Genomic DNA, 19,897 nt, shown 5'->3' with positions numbered 1-19,897 from the left:
CGGTAGTTCCCGGGCGCTTCGAGTGAATGGACTCAATGAAGATTCTGTTGACCGGCAGTTCCGGGCGGATCGGGCGCGCCATCTTCGGCGCGTTGGCCGCTGCCCATGAAGTGGTGGGGCTGGATCGCAGCCCATTCGCCACCACCCGCATCATTGCCGATGTCACCGATCGTCAGGCCGTGAAGCAGGCAGTGCAGGGCGTCGACGCGGTGATCCATACCGCCGCCCTGCACGCACCCCATGTCGGCCTGGTGCCGGATGCGGTATTCCAGCAGATCAATGTGGAGGCGACCGCACACCTGTTGCAGGCTGCCCGCGAGGCCGGTGCACGCCGCTTCGTGCTGACCAGCACCACGGCGTTGTATGGCCATGCGGTGGTGGCGGGCGGTTGCCGCTGGATCGATGAAGATACCGAGCCGCTGCCACGCACCATCTACCATCGCAGCAAGCTGCAGGCCGAGGCGTTGGCTGAAGCCGCTGCGGCGCCGGGCTTCAGCGTGCGCGTGCTGCGCATGGCCCGCTGTTTCCCCGAGCCACCGGAGCGGATGGCGATGTTCCGCCTGCACCGCGGTATCGACGCGCGCGACGTGGCCAGCGCACATGCCGCGCTGCTGCACGATGAGGGCGCTGCCTTCGCACGCTACATTGCCTGCGCACCGACGCCGTTCCTGCGCGAGGATTGCCTGGAACTGGCGACCCAGCCGCGCAGGGTGCTGGCCCGCCGCGCCCCGCAGTTGCTGGCCGAGTTCGAGCGCCGTGGCTGGCCGCTGCCGCTGAGCATTGACCGCGTCTACGACAGTGCACTGATGCGCCGCACATTGGGCTGGCAGCCGCGCTTCGGCCCGGACGACGTGCTGCAGCAGTACGCGGTTGGCAGCATCGAGGTGCTGCCGCGGGCGGAATGGATCAAGGACCGCGTGGCCGAATAGGGCGGCAGCGGGGCGGGTTCCTGACCCGACCCTGAGCAGGTTCAGGAATGTGCAGATGGACCGCCTCAACCTCGTTCGCAGGCGGCCGCTAACCCGGTGCGCTTCCAGCGCCGGGCGTGTCCCGGCGGCCGGTGGCCTGCGCGACGGATCGCGCACCTGCGCGGTGCCCTCGCGGTGCCGGTCGTCCTGAACTGCCTTGCGGATCCTTCCATGCCTTCTCCCCGTTCCGCCGCTGCCCGCCGCCCGGGCAGCATCGCCCACAAGCTGATGCTGGGCACCGCTGCGATCGCGCTGCTGTGCTTCGGCCTGACTGCGTTCCTGATCTACCGCCAGGCCAGCGCCAGCCTGATCGACGCCTCGCGCCAGACCATGGCCAGCGAAGCCACCGCCGAAGCCCGCCAGGTCGCGGCCGATCTGGGCACCGCCTTTGCCAGCAACGACGCCATGGTCGAGGCCGTGCTCGCCCAGCGCGCGCGCGGCGATGTTCCGGACCGTGCCAGCCTGGCTGCCGTGCTGGGCGAGCAGCTGCGCACCCACCCCGAGTGGCTGGGCAAGAGCACCATGTGGGAGGCCGACGCCTTCGATGGCAAGGATGCCGAGTTCGTCAACACCGAAGCGCACGATGCCACCGGTCGTTACATGAGCTACTGGGCCTGGCACGACGGCAGGCCGCAGCAGTCGACGATGACCGACTACACCGAGACGGCCAGTGGCTCCGGTGACTGGTACATGGTGCCCAGCCGCGACAAGCTGGCGAAGGTAAGCGAGCCCTATGCCTACGACATCGGTGGCCAGCAGGTGCTGATGAGCACGCTGAGCACGCCGATCATCGAAAACGGCCGGTTCCTCGGTGTATTCACTGTGGACTTCTCGCTGGCGGCGCTGCAGAAGCACCTGGCCACGCTGAAGCCGATGGGCGCCGGGCGCGTCGAACTGCTCTCGCCGAATGGCGTAGTGCTGGCCTCGGCCAATGCCGCCGAAATCGGCAAGCCACGTGGCGACGCATTGACCCGCAGCATGCTGGCAGACATCGCCGCCGACCGCCGGTTCGAAGCCTTCACTCCGGATGCCGCCGGCAACGTGCGCGTATACGTGCCGCTTCGTGTGGGCGATGCGCCGCAGCGCTTTGCACTGGGTGTGGTGATGCCGCACGCGGTGATCGTGGCCGAGGCGCGCCAGCTGCTGTGGCTGACCCTGCTGGTTGGCGTGGTGGCCGCGCTGACCCTGAGTGCCGGTGTCTATGTGCTGCTGCGCCGGTTGGCGATCCGCCCACTGGCCGAAGCCGTGCGCGTGGCCGGCGACGTCGCCGCGGGCAAGCTGGACAGCACCCTGCCGGCACGCAGCAACGACGAAGTGGGCCGCCTGCTGGACGCGATGCAGGGCATGCGGGGGCAGCTGCAGTCGGTGATGGCGGCGCAGGCGGAAATGGCGCGTCGCCATGACGCCGGTGAAATCAGCTACCGCATGGACGCCTCGGCGTTCCCGGGTGAGTACGGCCGGATGGTGGCTGACAGCAACCAGCTGGTGGCCTCCAGCAACGCCGTCACCCAGCGCCTGGTCGACGTGATGCAGCGCTATGCGGTGGGTGACCTGAGCGTGGACATGGAAGCGCTGCCGGGCGAGAAGGCGGTGTTCACCGCTGCAATGGCCACCACCAAGAGCAACCTGGCGGCGATCAACGATCAGATCCAGCAGCTGGCCGCTGCCGCAGCAGCCGGTGATTTCGCGGTGCGCGGCGACACGCTGCGCTTCGACCACGACTTCCGCCGCATGGTGGAAACCCTCAACACCATGATGCAGGTGAGCGACCACAACCTGGCCGAGCTGTCGACGCTGCTGCGCGCGATTGCCGCAGGCGACCTCAGCGCGCGCATGCAGGGCGACTTCCACGGCGTGTTCGCGGTGATGCGCGACGATGCCAACAGCACCGTGCAGCAGCTGACCCAGATCGTTGGCCAGATCCAGCAGTCGGCGGCCAGCATCCGCCTGGCGGCGGGTGAGATTGCCGCCGGCAACAGTGACCTGTCGCGCCGCACCGAGCAGCAGGCGGCGAACCTGGAAGAGACCGCGGCCTCGATGGAAGAGCTGACCTCCACGGTGCGCCAGAATGCCGACCACGCGCTGCAGGCCAACACCCTGGCCGGCTCCGCAGCGGGCGTGGCCAGCGAAGGCGGGCAGGTGGTCAGCCAGGTAGTGCAGACCATGGAACAGATCGAGGCCTCCTCGCAGCGCATTGCCGAGATCATTTCGGTGATCGATGGCATCGCGTTCCAGACCAACATCCTGGCATTGAACGCGGCGGTGGAAGCGGCGCGTGCCGGCGAACAGGGCCGCGGATTCGCCGTGGTCGCCAGCGAAGTGCGCGCGCTGGCCCAGCGCTCGGCAGGTGCGGCCAAGGAGATCAAGGAGCTGATCGACGCTTCGGTGGCGCAGGTCGGCGCCGGTGCACAGCTGGTGCACGGCGCGGGCCGCACCATGCAGGAAATCGTCGGCCAGGTCGGCCGAGTGAACGAGATCATGGCCGAGATCTCGGCAGCCTCGCGCGAGCAGTCGGCGGGCATCGAGCAGGTCAACCAGACCGTGGTGCAGATGGACGAGACCACCCAGCAGAACGCCGCACTGGTGGAAGAGGCCAGTGCCGCCGCGCGTGCGATGGAAGAACAGGCCGAGCAGCTGGCGGTGGCGGTCTCGCGCTTCCGCCTGCAGGCCGAGCCGGTGGCTACGGTCCGCCGCGCGGCCTGATCCTGTTGCGCGCACATGAAGACGCCCGGCCAAGGCCGGGCGTCTTCATGTCTGCTTGATGCTATGCCAGGCCGGAGTGCGGCGGCAGCATCGCGTCAGAACATGCCTTCGAAGGGATTCCAGCTGGCTTTGCCCTTCACCTGCTCCAGGTAGTAGCTGTAGTTGGTGCTGGCGGCAACCAGGAAGTTCATGGCGATGAACAGCGGGCGCGCGATGATGTCCGGCAGGAACAGGGACACGATGCCCAGCACGAGGCCGATGCCGATCACCACCAGCGCCTTGCGCCACATGCCCAGAATGAACAGGTAGATGAAGCCGAAGAAGAAGGCGAAGAAGTTGATGTTGATCTTGAGGCGGTCGCCGAAGGACAGCGCCTTCCAGGCTTCCTTGAAGCGCGGCTCCTTCGGAGCGCCGTGCTGCTGGAAGAAATTGAAGCGGAACTGCCAGTTCGGGCTGAAGCGGGAGAGGTCGACGGCGTTCATTGACGATTACGTCCTTGTAGGAAAACGGTTACATGATACGAGGCCGACGGTTCAGGAAACTACCCTCAACCGTCAAAAATGTGACGCGCCCGGCATGTGCAGGCCTGCGGCGGGGCGCCGCACCGTCACCCATCCGCCTTGTTTTTAGGATAGGGTGCGCAGTTCCGCTGCCGCCCCAGCTGAACCCGGGCGGCGGCGGGATGTCCATGGAGGTTGCATGACCACACCTGCTATACCGGAAAACGCACCGGGACCGGTGCTCCTGCCGACACCTGAAGTGGTGCAGGCACAACAACTGCTCGCACGCCAGCAACTGGCGGTAGCGATGGACCGTGCACGCACGGCCGCTACGCAGAACGCGGCCGCGGCCGCGCTGGAAAGCGAGTAATCCGCAACACCGCCGATCGCGCTGGCGTGCTGCCAGCGCGATCGCGGCGCGCGCAGCCGGTCAGAACCGCGCGGTCATGCTCATGAAGTAGCTGCGCCCGGCCACGAAGTAGTCGGTGGAGCCTTCCGCATACAGCTTCTTGTCGGCCAGGTTGCTGACGCCGCCGCGCAGGGTCAGTACCTCGTTGACGTTCCAGGCTGCGGTCAGGTCATACAGGGTGTAGGCCTTGAGGAAGGTCGTGGCGGTACCGGTCTGCTTGCCGGTGTACTGCGCCGACAGGCTGCTGGAAAACACCGTATTGGGCGTCCAGTCCAGCGACGAATAGCCGGAAAACTCCGGCGTATCGATCAGGTTCCTGCCGGTGGTCAGGTTCTTGGCTTCCTTCATCCAGGTGGCCGAGGTGCGCCAGCGCCACTGCTCGCCGAAGCGGAAGTTCAGGTTGCCTTCCATGCCGCTGGTACGCGCGCGCTGCACGTTGCTCATGCGCGTCCACCAGATGCCGTTGAACTTGCCCAGGGGCGCGTACTCGATCTTGTTCTTGAAGTCGGTATGGAAGTAGGTCAGGCCGGCATCGAACAGGTCATTGTCGAAGCTGATGCCGATCTCTCGGTTGGTGCTGGTTTCAGGGTCCAGGTCCGGGTTGCCGGCCATGTAGCAGCCACCGCGGGTATAGCCCAGCGGGATCAGCGAGGTGCAGCCGCGGCCGCCGGACTGGGTGGCCGCGCTGGGCGAGTTCTCGGTCAGGCTGGGCGCGCGGAAGCCCTTGGAAACACCACCACGTATCGTCCACTGTTCGGCCGGGTGCCAGACCAGGTAGGCGCGGGGGCTGACGTGGCTGCCGAACTTCTCATGATGATCCAGGCGTGCGCCCAGGGTCAGCGCCAGCGTGCGGTGCAGCTTCAGTTCGTCCTCGACAAACAGTGCCCAGGTATCCACTTCCAGGTTGGAGCCGCTGACGGCATTGCCGGCATAGTCGATCGGCGCGCGGCCGATGGTATCGGTATTGGTCAGTTCCTGGCGCTTCCACTGGCCACCGACGGCGAACTGGTGTTCAACGCCCAGGGTGAACGGCGTGGTCAGGCTGCCTTCGATGATGGTATCGGTGGTCTCGGAGCGGCCGGTGGCACCGATGTCGTTCTTGTACTCGGTCCAGTACGCGCTGAGCTTCGAGTTGCCGAAGCTCCACTTGCCATCGTGGTTGAGTGCCAGCGAGCTGCGCTTGAGTTCGCTGGCACCCCAGGCGCCTTCGTCCTGCTTTTCCAGCGATGCGTCGATGAAGGCCTGCTGCACGCCGTGGCCGGCTTCCAGCGACAGTTCCTGCGCATCGCTGAGCTTCCACTGCAGCAGCGCGTTGACATTGCGGTCCTTCTCGCCGGCGTAGGCATTGCCATAGACACCACCGTTGGAGCGGTCCGAGTCGCGGCGCATGCTGTTGGCACCGATGCGCAGGCCGAAGCGGTCGCCGAGCGGGCCGGAGAACGTCGCACCGATCTGCTGGGTATCACCGCGCTTGCTATCACCCGGGCGGGTATAGCTGTGGGTGGCGCTGCCGTTCCAGTCATCACCGATGCGCTTGGTGATGATGTTGATCACGCCGCCCATGGCGTCGGAGCCGTACAGCGACGACATTGGTCCGCGCACCACCTCGATGCGTTCGATCTGGTCGGGCGAGATCCAGTTCAGATCCTGGCGGCCGAGGTCGGGACGGTAGTTGGTCGAGGCCGAGCTGCCCATGCGCTTGCCGTCCACCAGCACCAGCGTGTAATTGGACGGCATGCCACGCAGCTTGATCTTGGACTGCTCGCCGACCGCGCTGAGGCCACCGGTCACGCCCGGCACGCGGCTGAGCAGGGTGGCCAGGTCGTGCACCGGCTGGCGCTCGATGTCCTCGCGGCTGATCACGCTGATGCTGGCCGGTGCATCCTTGATCCATTGCTGGTTGCCCGAGGCGGTGACCACCACGGTATCCAGATCCTTGGTGGAGGCATCGGCGCTGGCCTCTGCGGCGGCCAGGCCGGGCAGGGCCAGCAGGCAGGCGGTGGCCAGAGCGCAGGCCAAGCGGGTGCGCGGCAGGCGCGCGGAAGGGGTACGGAACGACAGGGACATGACGGCTTCCATCGGAGGAGGGGGACCCGGTGGAAGCAGCAGGCGCACGCAGACAGCAGGCAGCCCCCTTCCATGGGTCGTTGGGCGCTGGGTTGGAACCGGCGCAGCTGGGTGGGTCTCGGCCGTGCGGAAGACGGTGACCTGCCTGGTTAATGAAATGATAACCGTTCGCGTTTGTTACGATCCAGTACCTGGGGCGACCAAGTGACATCCGTTCCCCTGCCCCGGCACTCGCCTGCTGTTTGCTGAATGGGGACAAATCCCGGCGTAGACCTTCGCACTCGGCTTACATCCGGCGCCCTAGACTGAGCCGCATTTTCGATTCCGCCCCGTTGGAGATCGTGTGGGTTCCGGTAGTGACAGACAGCGACTGCGTGGCGTGACGCCGACGCAGCCAGGACAAGTGCGGGCGCCGGGAAAGCGCGCCGGGAACCTTGGTGCATGCAGCCCGGCCGGGATGGCCGGCCGTGCCGACTGCGCGGAGTAGGCGGCAATGGAGGTGCAGACCATCCATGCGGAAGCAGATACGTCCCGGCTTGATGCCGGCTGGACGCTGCTGCCGGCCGAATCGCCGTTGCAGATGCCCGAGCAGACCCTGCGCGAAGGCCAACTGAAGGTTCGCCGCCACCGCACCTCGCCGCGGCTGATCGGCCTGCGCCGGTTCTATATCTTCGGCGGCACGCTGGCGATGACCGCCATCGCTACCCGGATGATGTGGCGGGTGCTGTCGGCCAATGGCATCAGCGTGCTCGAGGCCTGCCTGCTGGTGCTGTTTGTCGGCCTGTTCGCCTGGATCGCGCTGTCTTTCGCCAGCGCCGTGGCCGGCTTCCTGACTGCCGTGTTCGACCGGGGGTATCGCCTCGGCATCGACCCGGACAAGCCACTGCCGACAGTGCACAGCCGCACCGCGCTGCTGATGCCGACCTACAACGAAGATCCGCGCCGGCTGCTGGCCGGCCTGCAGGCGATCTACGAGTCGGTGGCCGCCACCGGCCAGCTCGACCGGTTCGACTTCTTCGTGCTCAGTGATACCCGGCGCGAAGACATCGCGCGGGCCGAAGAGCAGGTGTTCGCCGAACTGCGCGAGCGCGTGCCCGATGGCCAGGCGCGGCTGTTCTACCGCCGCCGTGGCGACAACAGCGGGCGCAAGGCCGGCAACATCGCCGACTGGGTCCGCCGCTTCGGCGGTGCCTACCCGCAGATGCTGATCCTCGACGCCGACAGCCTGATGACCGGCGACAGCATCGTGCGCCTGGTCGCGGGCATGGAGCACAACGCCGACGTCGGCCTGATCCAGACCCTGCCGTCGGTGATCGGCGGGCGCACCCTGTTCGCGCGCATGCAGCAGTTCGGCGGCCGTGTGTACGGTCCGGTGATCGCCCGTGGCGTGGCCTGGTGGCACGGTGCCGAGAGCAATTACTGGGGCCACAATGCCATCATCCGCACCCGCGCCTTCGCCGATCAGGCCGGGCTGCCGGCGCTGCCGGGGCGCAAGCCGTTCGGTGGCCACGTGCTCAGCCATGACTTCGTCGAAGCGGCGCTGATGCGTCGTGGCGGCTGGGCCGCGCACATGGTGCCGTACCTGGGCGGCAGCTATGAAGAAGGTCCGCCGACCCTGACCGACCTGCTGGTGCGCGACCGCCGCTGGTGCCAGGGCAACCTGCAGCACGGCAAGGTGGTCGGCAGCCGTGGCCTGCACTGGATCAGCCGCATGCACATGCTGATCGGCATCGGTCATTACTTCACCGCGCCGATGTGGGCGATGCTGATGCTGATCGGCATCGCCATCCCGCTGTTCCAGGAAGGCATCGATTTCAACGCCCTGCTGCACCTGTCGCCCAGCGTGTACTGGCGGGCCCAGGATGAGGAACAGGTGGTGCGCCTGTTCGCGGCGACCATGGCGGTGCTGCTGCTGCCCAAGGTGCTGGGTTACCTGGCGATGCTGCTGGACCCGGTCGACCGCCGCGGGTGTGGCGGTGCCCTGCGCGCGTTCGTCTCGATGCTGGTGGAAACCGTATTGGCCGCGCTGATGGCGCCGGTGGTGATGTACGTGCAGTCGCGCGGCGTGGCCGAAGTGCTGTCCGGCCGCGATTCGGGCTGGGACGCGCAGCAGCGTGACGATGGTGGCATTTCGTGGCTGGCGCTGATCCGTGGCTACGGTGGGCTGGGGGTGTTCGGCGCCTTCATGGGCATGCTGGCCTGGGCGGTGTCGCCATCGCTGGCCGCGTGGATGGCGCCGGTGGTGATCGGCATGGTGCTGGCGGTACCGGTGGTGGCGCTGACGTCTTCGCGTGGCCCCGGCGCCTTCCTGCACCGTCTTGGCCTGCTTGATATCCCCGAGGAGAACATCCCGCCGCCGGTGCTGGTACGTGCCGCGCAGCTGCGCCGGGAAGCGGCCGAACAACCGCCGCTGTACTGATCGTCCCGCGGCAGCGGCATAATGCGGCTCGAACTTGAAGGAGCCGCATCATGCTGCAAACGGTGGAACAGGAGACCGGCGCCTCGCCGCAGTGGTCGGTGATCTGGCTGCACGGCCTCGGTGCCGATGGCCACGACTTCGCGCCGATCGTGCCGGAGCTGGTGCGTCCGCATTGGCCGGCGCTGCGCTTCGTGTTCCCGCATGCACCGGTGCGGCCGATCACGATCAACAACGGCGTGCCGATGCGCGGCTGGTACGACATCGTCGGCATGGATTTCCGTTCGCGCGCCGACATGGTGGGCGTGCAGGAATCGGTGGTGCAGCTGGATGCGCTGATCACGCGCGAGATCGAGCGTGGCATCGCGCCGGAGAAGATCTTCCTGGCCGGTTTCTCGCAGGGGGGCGCGATCATCCTGACCGCCGCGCTGTCACGCACTGCGCCGCTGGCCGGCCTGATCGCGCTGTCCACCTACCTGCCCGAAGCCGACGGCGCAAAGCGCGCTGAAGGCGCCGTGCAGGTGCCGGTGTTCATGGCCCACGGCAGCAGCGATCCGGTGATTCCGCAGGCGGTGGCCGCACACAGTGCGCAGGCACTGCAGGCGCTGGGCCTGGAGGTGGAATGGCACAGTTACCCGATGGCCCACCAGGTCTGCGCCGAAGAGATCCAGGCGCTGGGTGACTGGTTGCAGGAACGCCTGGGCGCTGCCTGACCCATGCCGCCGGCCAGCGCCCCGCCCTGGATGCCGGAACTGTGCCGCCTGCCGCGGCTGGCGGCGATGCTCGGCCTGGCCGAACTGGTGGTGGTGGTGCTGGCCCTGGCCCCGGATGGCAGCCGCCACTGGACCGTGGGCGAACTGTTGTCGGCCAGTGGTTTCGCGTTGTGGCTGGCGCTGGCCGTAACGGCCAGCCTGTGCCTGCTGCGGAACGCGTTGTCGAGGTTGCCACAGGTTCTGGGGGCGGTCTCGGCCATCGCACTGGCGACGCTGATCGCGGTGGTCTGCGCGGGCATCGTGCATGCCCTGTACGCGGTGCTTGGCGACAACTTCGCCCGCGGCATCAGCTTCTGGCGCTTCACGCTGGGCAGCGCGGCGACGACGGCGCTGATCACTGCCTTGGCCCTGCGCTACTTCTATGTGAGTGATCGCTGGGCCGCGCAGGTACAGGCCAACGCACGCGCACAGGCCGATGCCCTGCAGGCGCGGATCCGCCCGCATTTCCTGTTCAACAGCATGAACCTGATCGCCAGCCTGCTGCATCGCGACCCGGTCGTGGCCGAGCGTGCGGTGCTGGACCTGTCCGATCTGTTCCGTGCCGCGCTGGGGGCGGGCGAGGGTGATTCCACCCTGCGTGACGAATGCGAGCTGGCCGAGCGCTACCTGTCGATCGAATCACTGCGCCTGGGCGAGCGCCTGCAGGTGCGCTGGCAGCGCGACGAACCGCTGCCCTGGGATCTTCCCCTGCCTCGCCTGGTACTGCAGCCACTGGTGGAGAACGCCGTGCTGCATGGCATCTCGCGGCTGCCCGAGGGTGGCACCATCGAGCTGCAGCTGATGCGCCAGGGCAATGAACTGCAGATCTGCGTGCGCAATCCGGCGCCCGACCCGCAGGCCCCCGGGCTGGCCCTGGCGCGCGGTGCCGGCCATGCCCAGCACAGCATCGGCCATCGGCTGGCCTGGCGCTTCGGCAGCGCCGCGCGGATGACGGCTGGCTGGAGCGAGGGCTACTATGCCTGCCAGGTGACAGTGCCGATCCAGTGAGGGAGCGATCGTGAGGGTAGTCATCGCCGATGACGAACCGCTGGCGCGTGAGCGCCTGCGCAGCCTGTTGGCCGCGCAGGACGGCGTGGATGTGGTGGCCGAAGCCGGCAACGGCGAGCAGGCCCTGCACGCGTGCGCGGAGCTGCAGCCGGACCTGGTCCTGCTGGATATCGCCATGCCCGGGCTGGATGGCCTGGAAGCCGCCCGCCACCTGGCCAGCTTCGAGCCACGGCCGGCGGTGGTGTTCTGCACCGCTTACGATGCGCATGCGCTGTCGGCGTTCGAGGCGGCCGCGATTGATTACCTGATGAAGCCGGTACGTGCCGAGCGTCTGGCCGCGGCCATCGCGCGCGCGCGCACGTTCCTGGCCGGCCGCGATGGCCAGCCACAGGACCACCGCGGGCAACAGGCGCGCAGCATGCTGTGCGCGCGCCTGCGCGGCAGCCTGCGCTTGATTCCGCTGGACGACATCCATTACCTGCAGGCCGAAGAGAAGTACGTGGTGGTGCACCACGCGCGCGGCGAGGACCTGATCGAAGAGTCGCTGAAGTCGCTGGAAGAAGAGTTCGCCAGCCGCTTCATCCGCATCCATCGCAACTGCTTGGTGGCGCGCCATGAGCTGGTGGAGCTGCGTCGTGGCACGGGTGGGCAGGTGCAGGCGATGTTGCGCCATGGCAAGCAACCGCTGGAAGTCAGCCGCCGCTGCGTGGCGACGCTGAAGCAGGAACTGCGGCATCTGTGAGTGTTCCGCGCGGCCTGCGGCCGCGACTGCTTACAGATCAACATCAAGATCAACAGCAACAGCAACAGCAACAGCAACAGCGGGTCATGGCTCGGTATTTCTACGTGCTGGGTCGGGCCGGGGTGGGGTGGCGGGACACGCTGCAAGTACATCCCTGTAAGCTCGATGGCGCCTTGCACGTGTGCGCAATCCTGCGCACACGGCAAGACCGGGGTAGGGCGTCCTGCCCAACCCGCCCGAGGCATGCCTCGGGCCCATGGCGCCAACGGTCCCGCCACCCCACCCCGGCCCAACCCTCTCGTTCTCCACTGCATCGGACAGCAAAAGCATTGTTGTTATCGGGTGGGGAGAGAAATGTAGAGTCGAGCCATGCTCGACTCAGAGCGAAGCGACCCGCTGTTGCTCTGCTCTTCTTTTGATCTTCCGTGGCTGGCGCGCACGGAAACTGTCATAGGCCGGGCGGGGTGGGTTCGCGGTGGTGTCCGCGGCATGGATGCCGCGGCCAAGCCTCCATGGACGGATTCACGGCGTCCCCCGCGAACCCACCCCGCCCGGCCAAGCGCGATAGATCCAGCCGACGCACCAGCCACGAGGGTCTCCGCCGTTGGCCGTATCCGCGCCGAAGGCGCGATAATGACCAGATGGAAACCGTCCGCATCGCCACCCGCAAGAGCCCGCTCGCCCTCTGGCAGAGCGAACACGTCGCCGATCGCCTGCGCCAGGCCCACCCCGGCCTGCATGTGCAACTGGTGCCGATGAGCACCCGCGGTGACGAGGTGCTGGACCGCTCGCTGGCCGCCATCGGTGGCAAGGGCCTGTTCCTGAAGGAACTGGAGCTGGCCATGCTGCGTGGCGAGGCCGACTGCGCCGTGCATTCGCTGAAGGATGTGCCGATGGAACTGGATGAACCCTTCGCGCTGCCGGCGATGCTGACCCGCCACGATCCGGCCGATGGTTTCGTCTCCAACCTGTACGCCTCGCTGGATGCGCTGCCGATCGGTGCGCGGGTCGGTACCTCGTCGCTGCGCCGCCAGGCCCAGCTGCGCGCGCTGCGCCCGGACCTGGAACTGCTGGACCTGCGCGGCAACGTCAACACCCGCCTGGCCAAGCTCGACAACGGTGGCTACGACGCCATCGTGCTGGCCGTGGCCGGCCTGGAGCGTCTGGGCCTGGGCGCGCGCATCGTCGCGCGCCTGCAACCGCCGCAGTGGCTGCCGGCCCCGGCGCAGGGCGCGGTGGCGGTGGAGTGCGACGGTGGCAATGCGCGCCTGATGGCGCTGTTTGCGGGCTTGGATGACACGGAAACGCGCGCCTGTGTGGAAGCCGAGCGGGCAATGAACCGCGCGCTGCATGGCAGCTGCCACGTGCCGGTGGCGGCGATCGCGCAGTGGCAGGGCACCGACCTGCACCTGCAGGGCCTGGTCGGCAGTGCCAGCGATGGTCGTGCGGTGCGTGCCGAGGCGATCGGCCCGGCCAGTGACCCGGAAGCACTGGGCCAGCGCGTGGCGAAGATGCTGCTGGATGCCGGTGCCGGCGAACTGCTGAACGTCTGAGCCATCGCAGGTAGTGCCGGCCGCTGGCCGGCAACCTCGTGCTCCGATTGAATGCAGTTGCCGGCCAGTGGCCGGCACTACCGAAAGAAGAACGGGCGCCTTTGGCGCCCGTTTCTTATTTGAATTTGTAGACCACGTTCATCGTGGTCAGCGTATCGGTCTTGCGCTTGTCCTCGGCCACGTCACTGTTGTAACGCGCCTGCCAGCCGGCCTTCAGCGCCAGATGTTCGTTCATGCTCACCGAAACACCGAAGTCGTTCTGGCCGAAGGTGTTGTAGGAACCCGACTCGACCAGCAGGGTGTTGACCAGGTCGGTGTTGTCGGTCAGCGAGTACTTCATGTCGAACAGGCCGCGGCCGATCATGCCGGTGCGGGTGCGGTCGTCCTCGGTGCTGTGGGTGCGGCGCACACCGGGGCCGATCTGCGCGTCGAACGAGAAACGCTCGGTGTTCCACAGGCGGGTGCCGTAACCCAGACCGAACGAGCTCTGGCGGTCGTAGGTGGCGAAGTCATCGCGCTCGGTACGCACCGTGGCCGTCAGCTGGCGGTGCTCGCCCAGCTGCAGCGCGCTGCCGGCACTGCCGGTATAACGGTTGGCGGTGGTGTTGTTGCGGCGGCTGGTGGAGCCGTCGTCGCGGGTCTCGATCACCTTGGAGCTGGAGCGCAGGCCAGCCAGGTCCATGCTGTGCACCCAGTCGCCATCGGTGTAGCGCAGGCGCAGGCGGCCGTTGAAGCTCTCGGTGCTGCTGTTGCCGCGTGCCGAAGCGAAACCGAGCTCGCCGCCACTGCCGCTCCACGGCGAGGACATCGCCGCCAGTTCGGAGGCATCCTGCGCATACGCGAGCGGTGCGCACAGCAGCAGGGGGATCAGCAGGGACACGCGCAGGGACATCGGGGCTTCTCCGAAGCGGTTGACAGCCGGTGATGATACTGGAAGCGTGATGGCGGTCCGAATCGATCCAAACGGTTTCTTCAGCAGGCGTTGCCGCGATCGCCTATTCAGGGCAGATCGACGCGCAATGCCGGGTCGTTGAAGCGCGAATAGCGCAGGCGCAGCTGGAAGCTGCGGCCATTGCTGCTGCCGCTGCGTACGATCTGCCGCGGCAGGCCCTGCGCGTCCACCCAGTACTCCAGGCGTTCGCCGGGCTGCGCGCCACGCAGGCGGTAGTGACGCGTCTCGACCCCGTCCAGCGACTGGCTGCCCAGGTCTTCGGCCTGCAGATCGGCGGGCAGGGCATCGGCCGGCAGCGGGTTGCGCCATTGCTCGAGCAGGCCCGGCGGGGTCGGCACCTGCCGGATCGCGTCGTCGGCCTGCAGGAACATGGTGTCGCCGATGATCGTCTGCGGACCGGCCGGGGTCTGCACCCGGAAGCGGTCGGGGGCGACGAAGTCCATGGCGCTGCGCACCGGCTGGGGCGCGCCCAGCACCTCCAGTTCGGCGTGGAAGCTGCGCAGGGCCGAGAAGCGCTGGCTGGCGCCCAGCACCGCCTGCGCCGGATCCGCCGCAGGCACGGGCGCTTCGGTGCTGGCCGGCGCGGGCGCGCGATCACAGGCGGCCAGCAGCAGGCAGGCCAGCAGGGACAGGGCAGGCAACCGGCGCATCGGGTGTTCCAGAGGGGTGGGGGCGACCACGATAGCCCAAACGTCCCACACAAGACCCGCGACTCGGACATAATCGGGGGTATGGACCGATACGAACGCATCACCGCCCTGCATCGTCTGCTCAAGTCCGCACGCTATCCGGTGACGGTGGCGACCCTGCAGGACAAGCTCGGTTGCTCCCGTGCCACCGTCTACCGCGATCTGGCCTTCCTGCGCGATGCGCTGATGGCACCGATCGAGGGCGACGGCGAAGCCGGCTTCCGTTACCAGGCCGACGAGAGCGACCGCTTCGAGCTGCCCGGCCTGTGGCTGAGTTCGGAGGAACTGCACGCCCTGCTGGCCTCGCAGCACCTGCTGGCGCGGACCGGCGGCGGCGTGCTGTCCTCGGTGCTGGCACCGCTGCAGCAGCGCATCGAGAGCCTGCTGGCGGCCCAGGCTGGCGTTTCCAGCTGGCCGGTGGACCGGGTGCGGGTGATTCCGCACCGTGGCCGCAAGTTCGATGAAGGCAGCTTCCGCAGCGTGGCTTCGGCGGTGCTGGAGCGCCGCCAGCTGGCGTTCGAGTACCGCGCCCGTTCCACCGACGAGCCGACCAAGCGCACCGTTTCGCCGCAGCGCCTGACCCACTATCGCGACAACTGGTACCTGGATGCCTGGGACCATGACCGCGAGGCGCTGCGCAGCTTTGCCGTGGATCGCATCCACAAGGCGCGGGTGATCGACAGCACCGCCCGCGACGTGGCCGACAGCGAGCTGGACGAGCAGCTCGGGGCCAGCTACGGCATCTTCTCCGGTGCGCCGAAGGGCTGGGCGACCATCCTGTTCAGCGCCAAGGCCGCCCGCTGGGTGGCCGACGAGCACTGGCATTCCAAGCAGCAGGGCCGCTTCCTGGCCGATGGCCGCTATGAACTGAAGGTGCCGTACAGCGTCTCGCGCGAGCTGCTGATGGACGTGCTGCACTACGGCTCGGATGCCGAGATCGTCGAACCGGTGATGCTGCGCGAGCAGGCCAAGGCGCTGCTTGAGCTCGCCCTGAGCAACTACGACAACTCCTGACACTCCCCCCGAGAACCCTTCCGCCCATGAAGAAGACCCTGTTGCTGCCCCTGCTCGCCGCTGCGCTGGCCCTGACCGCCTGCGGCAAGTCCGGCGAGCCCTCGCAGAAGCTGGTGGTGGCCGCTACGGCCGTGCCGCATGCCGAGATCCTTGAAGTGGTCAAGCCGATCCTCAAGCAGGAAGGCGTGGACCTGGACGTGCGCGTGTTCAACGACTACGTGCAGCCCAACGACCAGCTGGTGCAGAAGCAGGTGGATGCCAACTACTTCCAGACCGAGCCGTATCTGGATGCCTACAACCGCGATCGCAAGACCGATCTGGTGAAGGTGATCGGCGTGCACATCGAGCCGTTCGGTGCGTATTCGCGCAAGATCAAGTCGCTGGCCGAGCTGCGCGAAGGTGCCGACGTGGTGATCCCGAACGACCCGAGCAACAACAGCCGTGCACTGATCCTGCTGCACAAGGCCGGTGTGATCGAGCTGAAGGATCCGACCAACGCGCTGTCGACCCAGCGTGACATCAGCGCCAATCCGAAGAACCTGAAGTTCCGCGAGCTGGACTCGGCGATGCTGCCGCGCGTGCTGGACCAGGTCGACCTGGCCCTGATCAACACCAACTACGCACTGGACGCTGGCCTCAACCCGACCAAGGATGCACTGGCGATCGAGAGCAAGGACTCGCCGTACGTGAACTTCCTGGTCGCACGCCCGGACAACAAGGACGACGCCCGCGTGCAGAAGCTGGCCAAGGCCCTGACCAGCCCGCAGGTGAAGGCCTTCATCGAGACCAAGTACAAGGGCGCGGTGCTGCCGGCGTTCTGACGGCCGCTGGCCATGTGGTAGTGCCGGCCGCTGGCCGGCAATCTCCAGGCGCCCCCAAACATCATAGGGTTGCCGGCCAGCGGCCGGCACTACCGTCAGTCGACGTGGAAGGCGAGGGTGGCCGCCACGGCCTGCTGCCATCCCGCATACAGCTTCTCGCGCCGCGCCACCTCCATCTGTGGCTCGAAGCGCCGGTCCAGGCCCCATTGCGTGGCGATCTGTTCGCGGCTGGTCCAGAACCCCACCGCCAGGCCGGCCAGGTAGGCCGCACCCAGTGCGGTGGTCTCGGTCAGCCGCGGCCGCAGCAGCGGCACGCCAAGGATGTCGGCCTGGAATCCGGCCAGGAAGTCGTTGCCGATCGCACCGCCATCGGCGCGCAGCTCGGTCAGCGCGATACCGGCATCGGACTGCATCGCATCGAGCACGTCGCGGGTCTGGTAGGCCATCGACTCCAGCGCGGCACGCACGAAGTGCGCTTTGCGGGTGCCACGGGTCAGGCCGAACATCGCACCGCGCACATCACTTCGCCAATAGGGCGCACCGAGGCCGACAAATGCTGGTACCAGGTAAGCACCGCCGCTGTCGGGCACCTGCGCGGCCAGCGCCTGGCTGTCGCTGGCGCGTTCGATCATGCGCAACCCATCGCGCAGCCACTGCACCACCGAGCCGGCGATGAAGATCGAGCCTTCCAGCGCATATTCCACGCGCCCGTCCAGGCCCCAGGCGATGGTGGTCAGCAGTCCATTGCGCGAACGCACCGCCTGCGCGCCGGTGTGCATCAGCATGAAGCAGCCGGTGCCATAGGTGTTCTTGACCATGCCCGGCTGGAAGCAGGCCTGGCCGAACAGCGCCGCCTGCTGGTCACCGGCGATGCCGGCGATCGGAATCGGGTGATCGAAGAAGAACTGCGGCCGGGTATGCGCGTACACCGCGCTGGAATCGCGCACCTGCGGCAGCATCGCGCGCGGGATGTCCAGCAGCGCCAGCAGGTCGTCATCCCAGTCCAGCGTGTGGATGTTGAACAGCAGCGTGCGCGCCGCGTTGCTGTAGTCGGTCACATGCGTCTGGCCACCACTGAGGTTCCAGACCAGCCAGCTGTCGATGGTGCCGAACAGCAGCTCGCCGCGCTCGGCACGCTGCTGCGCGCCCTCCACGTGGTCGAGGATCCAGCGCACCTTGGTGGCGGAGAAATAGGCATCGATCAGCAGGCCGGTGCGCTCGCGGATCAGCGCCTCATGCCCTTCGGACTTCAGCCGCTCGCAGATGGCGTGGCTCTGCCGCGACTGCCAGACGATGGCGTTGTGGATCGGCTGTCCGGTGGCACGGTCCCAGACCACGGTGGTTTCGCGCTGGTTGGTGATGCCCAGTGCGGCGATGTGGCGCGGGTCGATCTGCCCGCGGCTGAGCAGTTCGGTCAGCGTGGCATAGACGCTGGTGAGAATCTCGCGCGGGTCATGCTCGACCCAACCCGGCTGCGGGAAGATCTGCGCGAATTCGCGCTGCGCGCTGCCGACGATGTCGCCGGTGCGGTCGAACAGGATCGCGCGCGAACTGGTGGTGCCCTGGTCGATGGCCAGCACGTAGCGGGGCGTCATGCAGCGTCTCCGGTAGCGATGGTGTTGGTAGAGTCGAGCCTGCTCGACTGCTTTTCATGCCAGTCGAGCAAGCTCGACTCTACCGTCTATCGATCCACGCCTGCAGCCGCGCCACCTGCGCAGCATCCAGCCGCAACCCCAGCTTGCTCCGCCGCCACAGCACGTCCTCGGCGTCCCAGGCCCATTCGTGGTCGCGCAGGAAAGCCACTTCCCGCGCATGCAGGCCGCCGCCGAAGTCCTCTCCAAGATCGTCCATGCCCCGTGCACCCTGCAGAAGGGCGGCGCTGCGGCTGCCGTAGGCTTCGGCCCAACGCCGTGCGATCTCCACGGGCAACCACGGTGCCAGCGCCTGCAGGCGGGAGCGCGCCTGTGTGGCGTCACCCCAGTCGCTGCCCGGCAGCGGGTCCCCGCCTGCCGTCCAGGCCGGTCCCATCTGTGGCAGGGCAGGGCGCAGCAGGTTCAGCGCTTCCTCGGCCAGCACCCGGTAGGTGGTCAGCTTGCCGCCCAGCACATGCAGCGCCGGCGCCGGGTTGGACTGCAGCTGAAGGCGGTAGTCGCGGCTCAGCGTTGCCGCACGCGGGTCCGGGTCGGCCAGCAGGGGACGTACACCGGCGAACTGCCAGACCACGTCTTCCGGAGTGATCGGCTCACGCAGATAGCGGCTGGCGGCCGCGCACAGATAGCTCACCTCGGAAGGCAGCACGCTGCAGCGCGCCGGGTCACCGCGGTAGTCGGTGTCGGTGGTGCCAATCAGCAGATGATCGTGGGTGAACGGCAGCAGGAACACCACGCGGCCATCGGGCTGCTGCAGCAGGCAGGCACTGTCATCGGGCCAGGGGCGGCGCAGCACGATGTGGCTGCCCTGTACCAGCCGCAGCGCGGGGCCGCCGCTGCGGGCCTCCATCTGCTCCAGCAGGCCACCGGCCCATGGGCCAGCCGCATTGGCGACGGCGCGCGCGGTCACATGCTGCTGGCCATCGGCGGATTCCAGCACGGCCTGCCAACGGCCCTGCACAGGGCGCAGTTCGGTGCAGCGGCTGCGCACATGTACCTGTGCGCCACGCGAGGCAGCATCCAGGGCATTGAGCAGTACCAGACGCGCGTCATCGACCTGCGCGTCGGCGTAGCTGAAGGCCTGCCGCAGATCCGGGGAGAGCCAGGGGCCGAGCGGATCACGCTGAAGGTCCAGGGCGCGCGAGGCGGGAAATGCCGGGCTGCGTGGGCCCAGGTGGTCGTACAGCCACAGTCCCACGCGCAGCATCCAGCGTGGGCGCAGGTGCGGTTCCCACGGCAGCACGAAACGCAGCGGGCGGACCAGGTACGGTGCCTGCCGGCGTACCACTTCGCGTTCGCCCAAGGCCTTGCGTACCAGACCGAACTCGCGCTGTTCCAGGTAGCGCAGGCCACCGTGGATCAGCTTGCTGCTGGCGCTGGAGGTATGCGCAGCGAGGTCGTGCTGCTCGCACAGCAGCACGCGCAGGCCGCGGCCGCTGGCATCACGGGCGATGCCGGCACCGTTGATACCGCCACCGATCACCAGCAGGTCGACGTCGTGCATCGCGCCTCCGCATCCTGTGTGTAGAGTCGACTGTCAGTCGACTGCTCTTGCAAAAGTCGAGCAAGCTCGACTCTACAGAACGCGGGTGACGGAAACGACGACGGGCCCCGAAGGGCCCGTCGCGTTACATCAGTGAAGCAGGTGCAGCCT

At 67.5% G+C, this 19,897-nt stretch carries 16 protein-coding genes; 10 read left to right on the top strand and 6 right to left on the bottom strand.

Features of this window, described 5'->3' with window-relative positions; translation table 11 throughout:
• The first annotated feature begins 35 nt into the window (after positions 1–35).
• Complete coding sequence (locus ACZK13_RS18470; protein ID WP_253143452.1) at positions 36–929, top strand: NAD-dependent epimerase/dehydratase family protein; 894 nt, start codon at positions 36–38, stop codon at positions 927–929.
• Between the two features lie 210 nt (positions 930–1,139).
• A complete protein-coding gene (locus ACZK13_RS18465) occupies positions 1,140–3,671 on the top strand; it encodes a methyl-accepting chemotaxis protein (RefSeq protein WP_049401073.1) in 2,532 nt (843 codons plus the stop codon).
• A 95-nt stretch (positions 3,672–3,766) separates the two neighbouring features.
• On the opposite strand, the gene ACZK13_RS18460 is transcribed toward ACZK13_RS18465, so the two are convergent.
• Entirely contained in the window at positions 3,767–4,153 is a 387-nt protein-coding gene (locus ACZK13_RS18460; protein ID WP_478482046.1) for a DUF2628 domain-containing protein, read from the bottom strand.
• Between the two features lie 217 nt (positions 4,154–4,370).
• Between ACZK13_RS18460 and ACZK13_RS18455 the strand changes: the two genes are divergently transcribed.
• On the top strand, positions 4,371–4,541 hold the full coding sequence (locus ACZK13_RS18455) for a hypothetical protein (RefSeq protein ID WP_165929944.1): 171 nt from the start codon (positions 4,371–4,373) through the stop codon (positions 4,539–4,541).
• Positions 4,542–4,601: 60 nt separating this feature from the next.
• On the opposite strand, the gene ACZK13_RS18450 is transcribed toward ACZK13_RS18455, so the two are convergent.
• Complete coding sequence (locus ACZK13_RS18450; protein WP_478482044.1) at positions 4,602–6,647, bottom strand: TonB-dependent receptor domain-containing protein; 2,046 nt, start codon at positions 6,645–6,647, stop codon at positions 4,602–4,604.
• 493 nt (positions 6,648–7,140) lie between these two features.
• Between ACZK13_RS18450 and mdoH the strand changes: the two genes are divergently transcribed.
• The 5 genes from mdoH to hemC all read left to right on the top strand — a co-directional run bounded on the left by mdoH (position 7,141) and on the right by hemC (position 13,118).
• Positions 7,141–9,066, top strand: a complete 1,926-nt coding sequence (gene mdoH, locus ACZK13_RS18445) for a glucans biosynthesis glucosyltransferase MdoH (RefSeq protein ID WP_032128590.1) — start codon at positions 7,141–7,143, stop codon at positions 9,064–9,066.
• Positions 9,067–9,116: 50 nt separating this feature from the next.
• Entirely contained in the window at positions 9,117–9,776 is a 660-nt protein-coding gene (locus ACZK13_RS18440; RefSeq protein WP_478482042.1) for an alpha/beta hydrolase, read from the top strand.
• A gap of 3 nt (positions 9,777–9,779) precedes the next feature.
• The gene (locus tag ACZK13_RS18435; protein ID WP_478482041.1) at positions 9,780–10,823 is read left to right on the top strand and encodes a sensor histidine kinase; all 1,044 of its coding nucleotides are present in this window, start codon (positions 9,780–9,782) and stop codon (positions 10,821–10,823) included.
• Positions 10,824–10,833: 10 nt separating this feature from the next.
• Positions 10,834–11,565, top strand: coding sequence for a LytR/AlgR family response regulator transcription factor (locus ACZK13_RS18430; protein WP_010481294.1), 732 nt, complete (start codon positions 10,834–10,836; stop codon positions 11,563–11,565).
• A 641-nt stretch (positions 11,566–12,206) separates the two neighbouring features.
• Positions 12,207–13,118, top strand: a complete 912-nt coding sequence (gene hemC / locus ACZK13_RS18425; RefSeq protein WP_125893382.1) for a hydroxymethylbilane synthase — start codon at positions 12,207–12,209, stop codon at positions 13,116–13,118.
• A gap of 115 nt (positions 13,119–13,233) precedes the next feature.
• On the opposite strand, the gene ACZK13_RS18420 is transcribed toward hemC, so the two are convergent.
• Both ACZK13_RS18420 and ACZK13_RS18415 read right to left on the bottom strand, forming a co-directional pair.
• A complete protein-coding gene (locus ACZK13_RS18420) occupies positions 13,234–14,010 on the bottom strand; it encodes a DUF481 domain-containing protein (protein ID WP_010481298.1) in 777 nt (258 codons plus the stop codon).
• 107 nt (positions 14,011–14,117) lie between these two features.
• Positions 14,118–14,720, bottom strand: coding sequence for a LolA family protein (locus ACZK13_RS18415; RefSeq protein WP_049399177.1), 603 nt, complete (start codon positions 14,718–14,720; stop codon positions 14,118–14,120).
• 81 nt (positions 14,721–14,801) lie between these two features.
• Here ACZK13_RS18415 and ACZK13_RS18410 point away from each other — a divergent pair, with 81 nt between their 5' ends.
• Positions 14,802–15,773, top strand: a complete 972-nt coding sequence (locus ACZK13_RS18410; RefSeq protein WP_010481302.1) for a helix-turn-helix transcriptional regulator — start codon at positions 14,802–14,804, stop codon at positions 15,771–15,773.
• A 26-nt stretch (positions 15,774–15,799) separates the two neighbouring features.
• Positions 15,800–16,594 carry a MetQ/NlpA family ABC transporter substrate-binding protein gene (locus ACZK13_RS18405; RefSeq protein WP_049399178.1) on the top strand — a complete coding sequence of 265 codons (795 nt, stop codon included), beginning with the start codon at positions 15,800–15,802 and terminating at the stop codon, positions 16,592–16,594.
• Positions 16,595–16,689: 95 nt separating this feature from the next.
• On the opposite strand, the gene glpK is transcribed toward ACZK13_RS18405, so the two are convergent.
• Together glpK and glpD are read right to left on the bottom strand one after the other, a co-directional pair.
• Entirely contained in the window at positions 16,690–18,189 is a 1,500-nt protein-coding gene (gene glpK / locus ACZK13_RS18400) for a glycerol kinase GlpK (protein ID WP_253143450.1), read from the bottom strand.
• Positions 18,190–18,268: 79 nt separating this feature from the next.
• Positions 18,269–19,747, bottom strand: a complete 1,479-nt coding sequence (gene glpD, locus ACZK13_RS18395) for a glycerol-3-phosphate dehydrogenase (protein WP_253143449.1) — start codon at positions 19,745–19,747, stop codon at positions 18,269–18,271.
• Between the last annotated feature and the right edge of the window lie 150 nt (positions 19,748–19,897).

The sequence above is a fragment of the Stenotrophomonas sp. 99219_Sma genome (genome assembly GCF_056480785.1).
This window is presented reverse-complemented; position numbering and strand designations above follow the sequence as displayed.

What these genes read in the sequence shown, in the direction of transcription:
- ACZK13_RS18470 (WP_253143452.1), top strand. Translation starts at nt 36, where the DNA reads ATGAAGATTCTGTTGACCGGCAGTTCCGGGCGGATCGGGCGCGCCATC.
- ACZK13_RS18465 (WP_049401073.1), top strand. Translation starts at nt 1,140, where the DNA reads ATGCCTTCTCCCCGTTCCGCCGCTGCCCGCCGCCCGGGCAGCATCGCC.
- ACZK13_RS18460 (WP_478482046.1), bottom strand. Translation starts at nt 4,153, where the DNA reads ATGAACGCCGTCGACCTCTCCCGCTTCAGCCCGAACTGGCAGTTCCGC.
- ACZK13_RS18455 (WP_165929944.1), top strand. Translation starts at nt 4,371, where the DNA reads ATGACCACACCTGCTATACCGGAAAACGCACCGGGACCGGTGCTCCTG.
- ACZK13_RS18450 (WP_478482044.1), bottom strand. Translation starts at nt 6,647, where the DNA reads ATGTCCCTGTCGTTCCGTACCCCTTCCGCGCGCCTGCCGCGCACCCGC.
- mdoH (WP_032128590.1), top strand. Translation starts at nt 7,141, where the DNA reads ATGGAGGTGCAGACCATCCATGCGGAAGCAGATACGTCCCGGCTTGAT.
- ACZK13_RS18440 (WP_478482042.1), top strand. Translation starts at nt 9,117, where the DNA reads ATGCTGCAAACGGTGGAACAGGAGACCGGCGCCTCGCCGCAGTGGTCG.
- ACZK13_RS18435 (WP_478482041.1), top strand. Translation starts at nt 9,780, where the DNA reads ATGCCGCCGGCCAGCGCCCCGCCCTGGATGCCGGAACTGTGCCGCCTG.
- hemC (WP_125893382.1), top strand. Translation starts at nt 12,207, where the DNA reads ATGGAAACCGTCCGCATCGCCACCCGCAAGAGCCCGCTCGCCCTCTGG.
- ACZK13_RS18420 (WP_010481298.1), bottom strand. Translation starts at nt 14,010, where the DNA reads ATGTCCCTGCGCGTGTCCCTGCTGATCCCCCTGCTGCTGTGCGCACCG.
- ACZK13_RS18415 (WP_049399177.1), bottom strand. Translation starts at nt 14,720, where the DNA reads ATGCGCCGGTTGCCTGCCCTGTCCCTGCTGGCCTGCCTGCTGCTGGCC.
- ACZK13_RS18410 (WP_010481302.1), top strand. Translation starts at nt 14,802, where the DNA reads ATGGACCGATACGAACGCATCACCGCCCTGCATCGTCTGCTCAAGTCC.
- ACZK13_RS18405 (WP_049399178.1), top strand. Translation starts at nt 15,800, where the DNA reads ATGAAGAAGACCCTGTTGCTGCCCCTGCTCGCCGCTGCGCTGGCCCTG.
- glpK (WP_253143450.1), bottom strand. Translation starts at nt 18,189, where the DNA reads ATGACGCCCCGCTACGTGCTGGCCATCGACCAGGGCACCACCAGTTCG.
- glpD (WP_253143449.1), bottom strand. Translation starts at nt 19,747, where the DNA reads ATGCACGACGTCGACCTGCTGGTGATCGGTGGCGGTATCAACGGTGCC.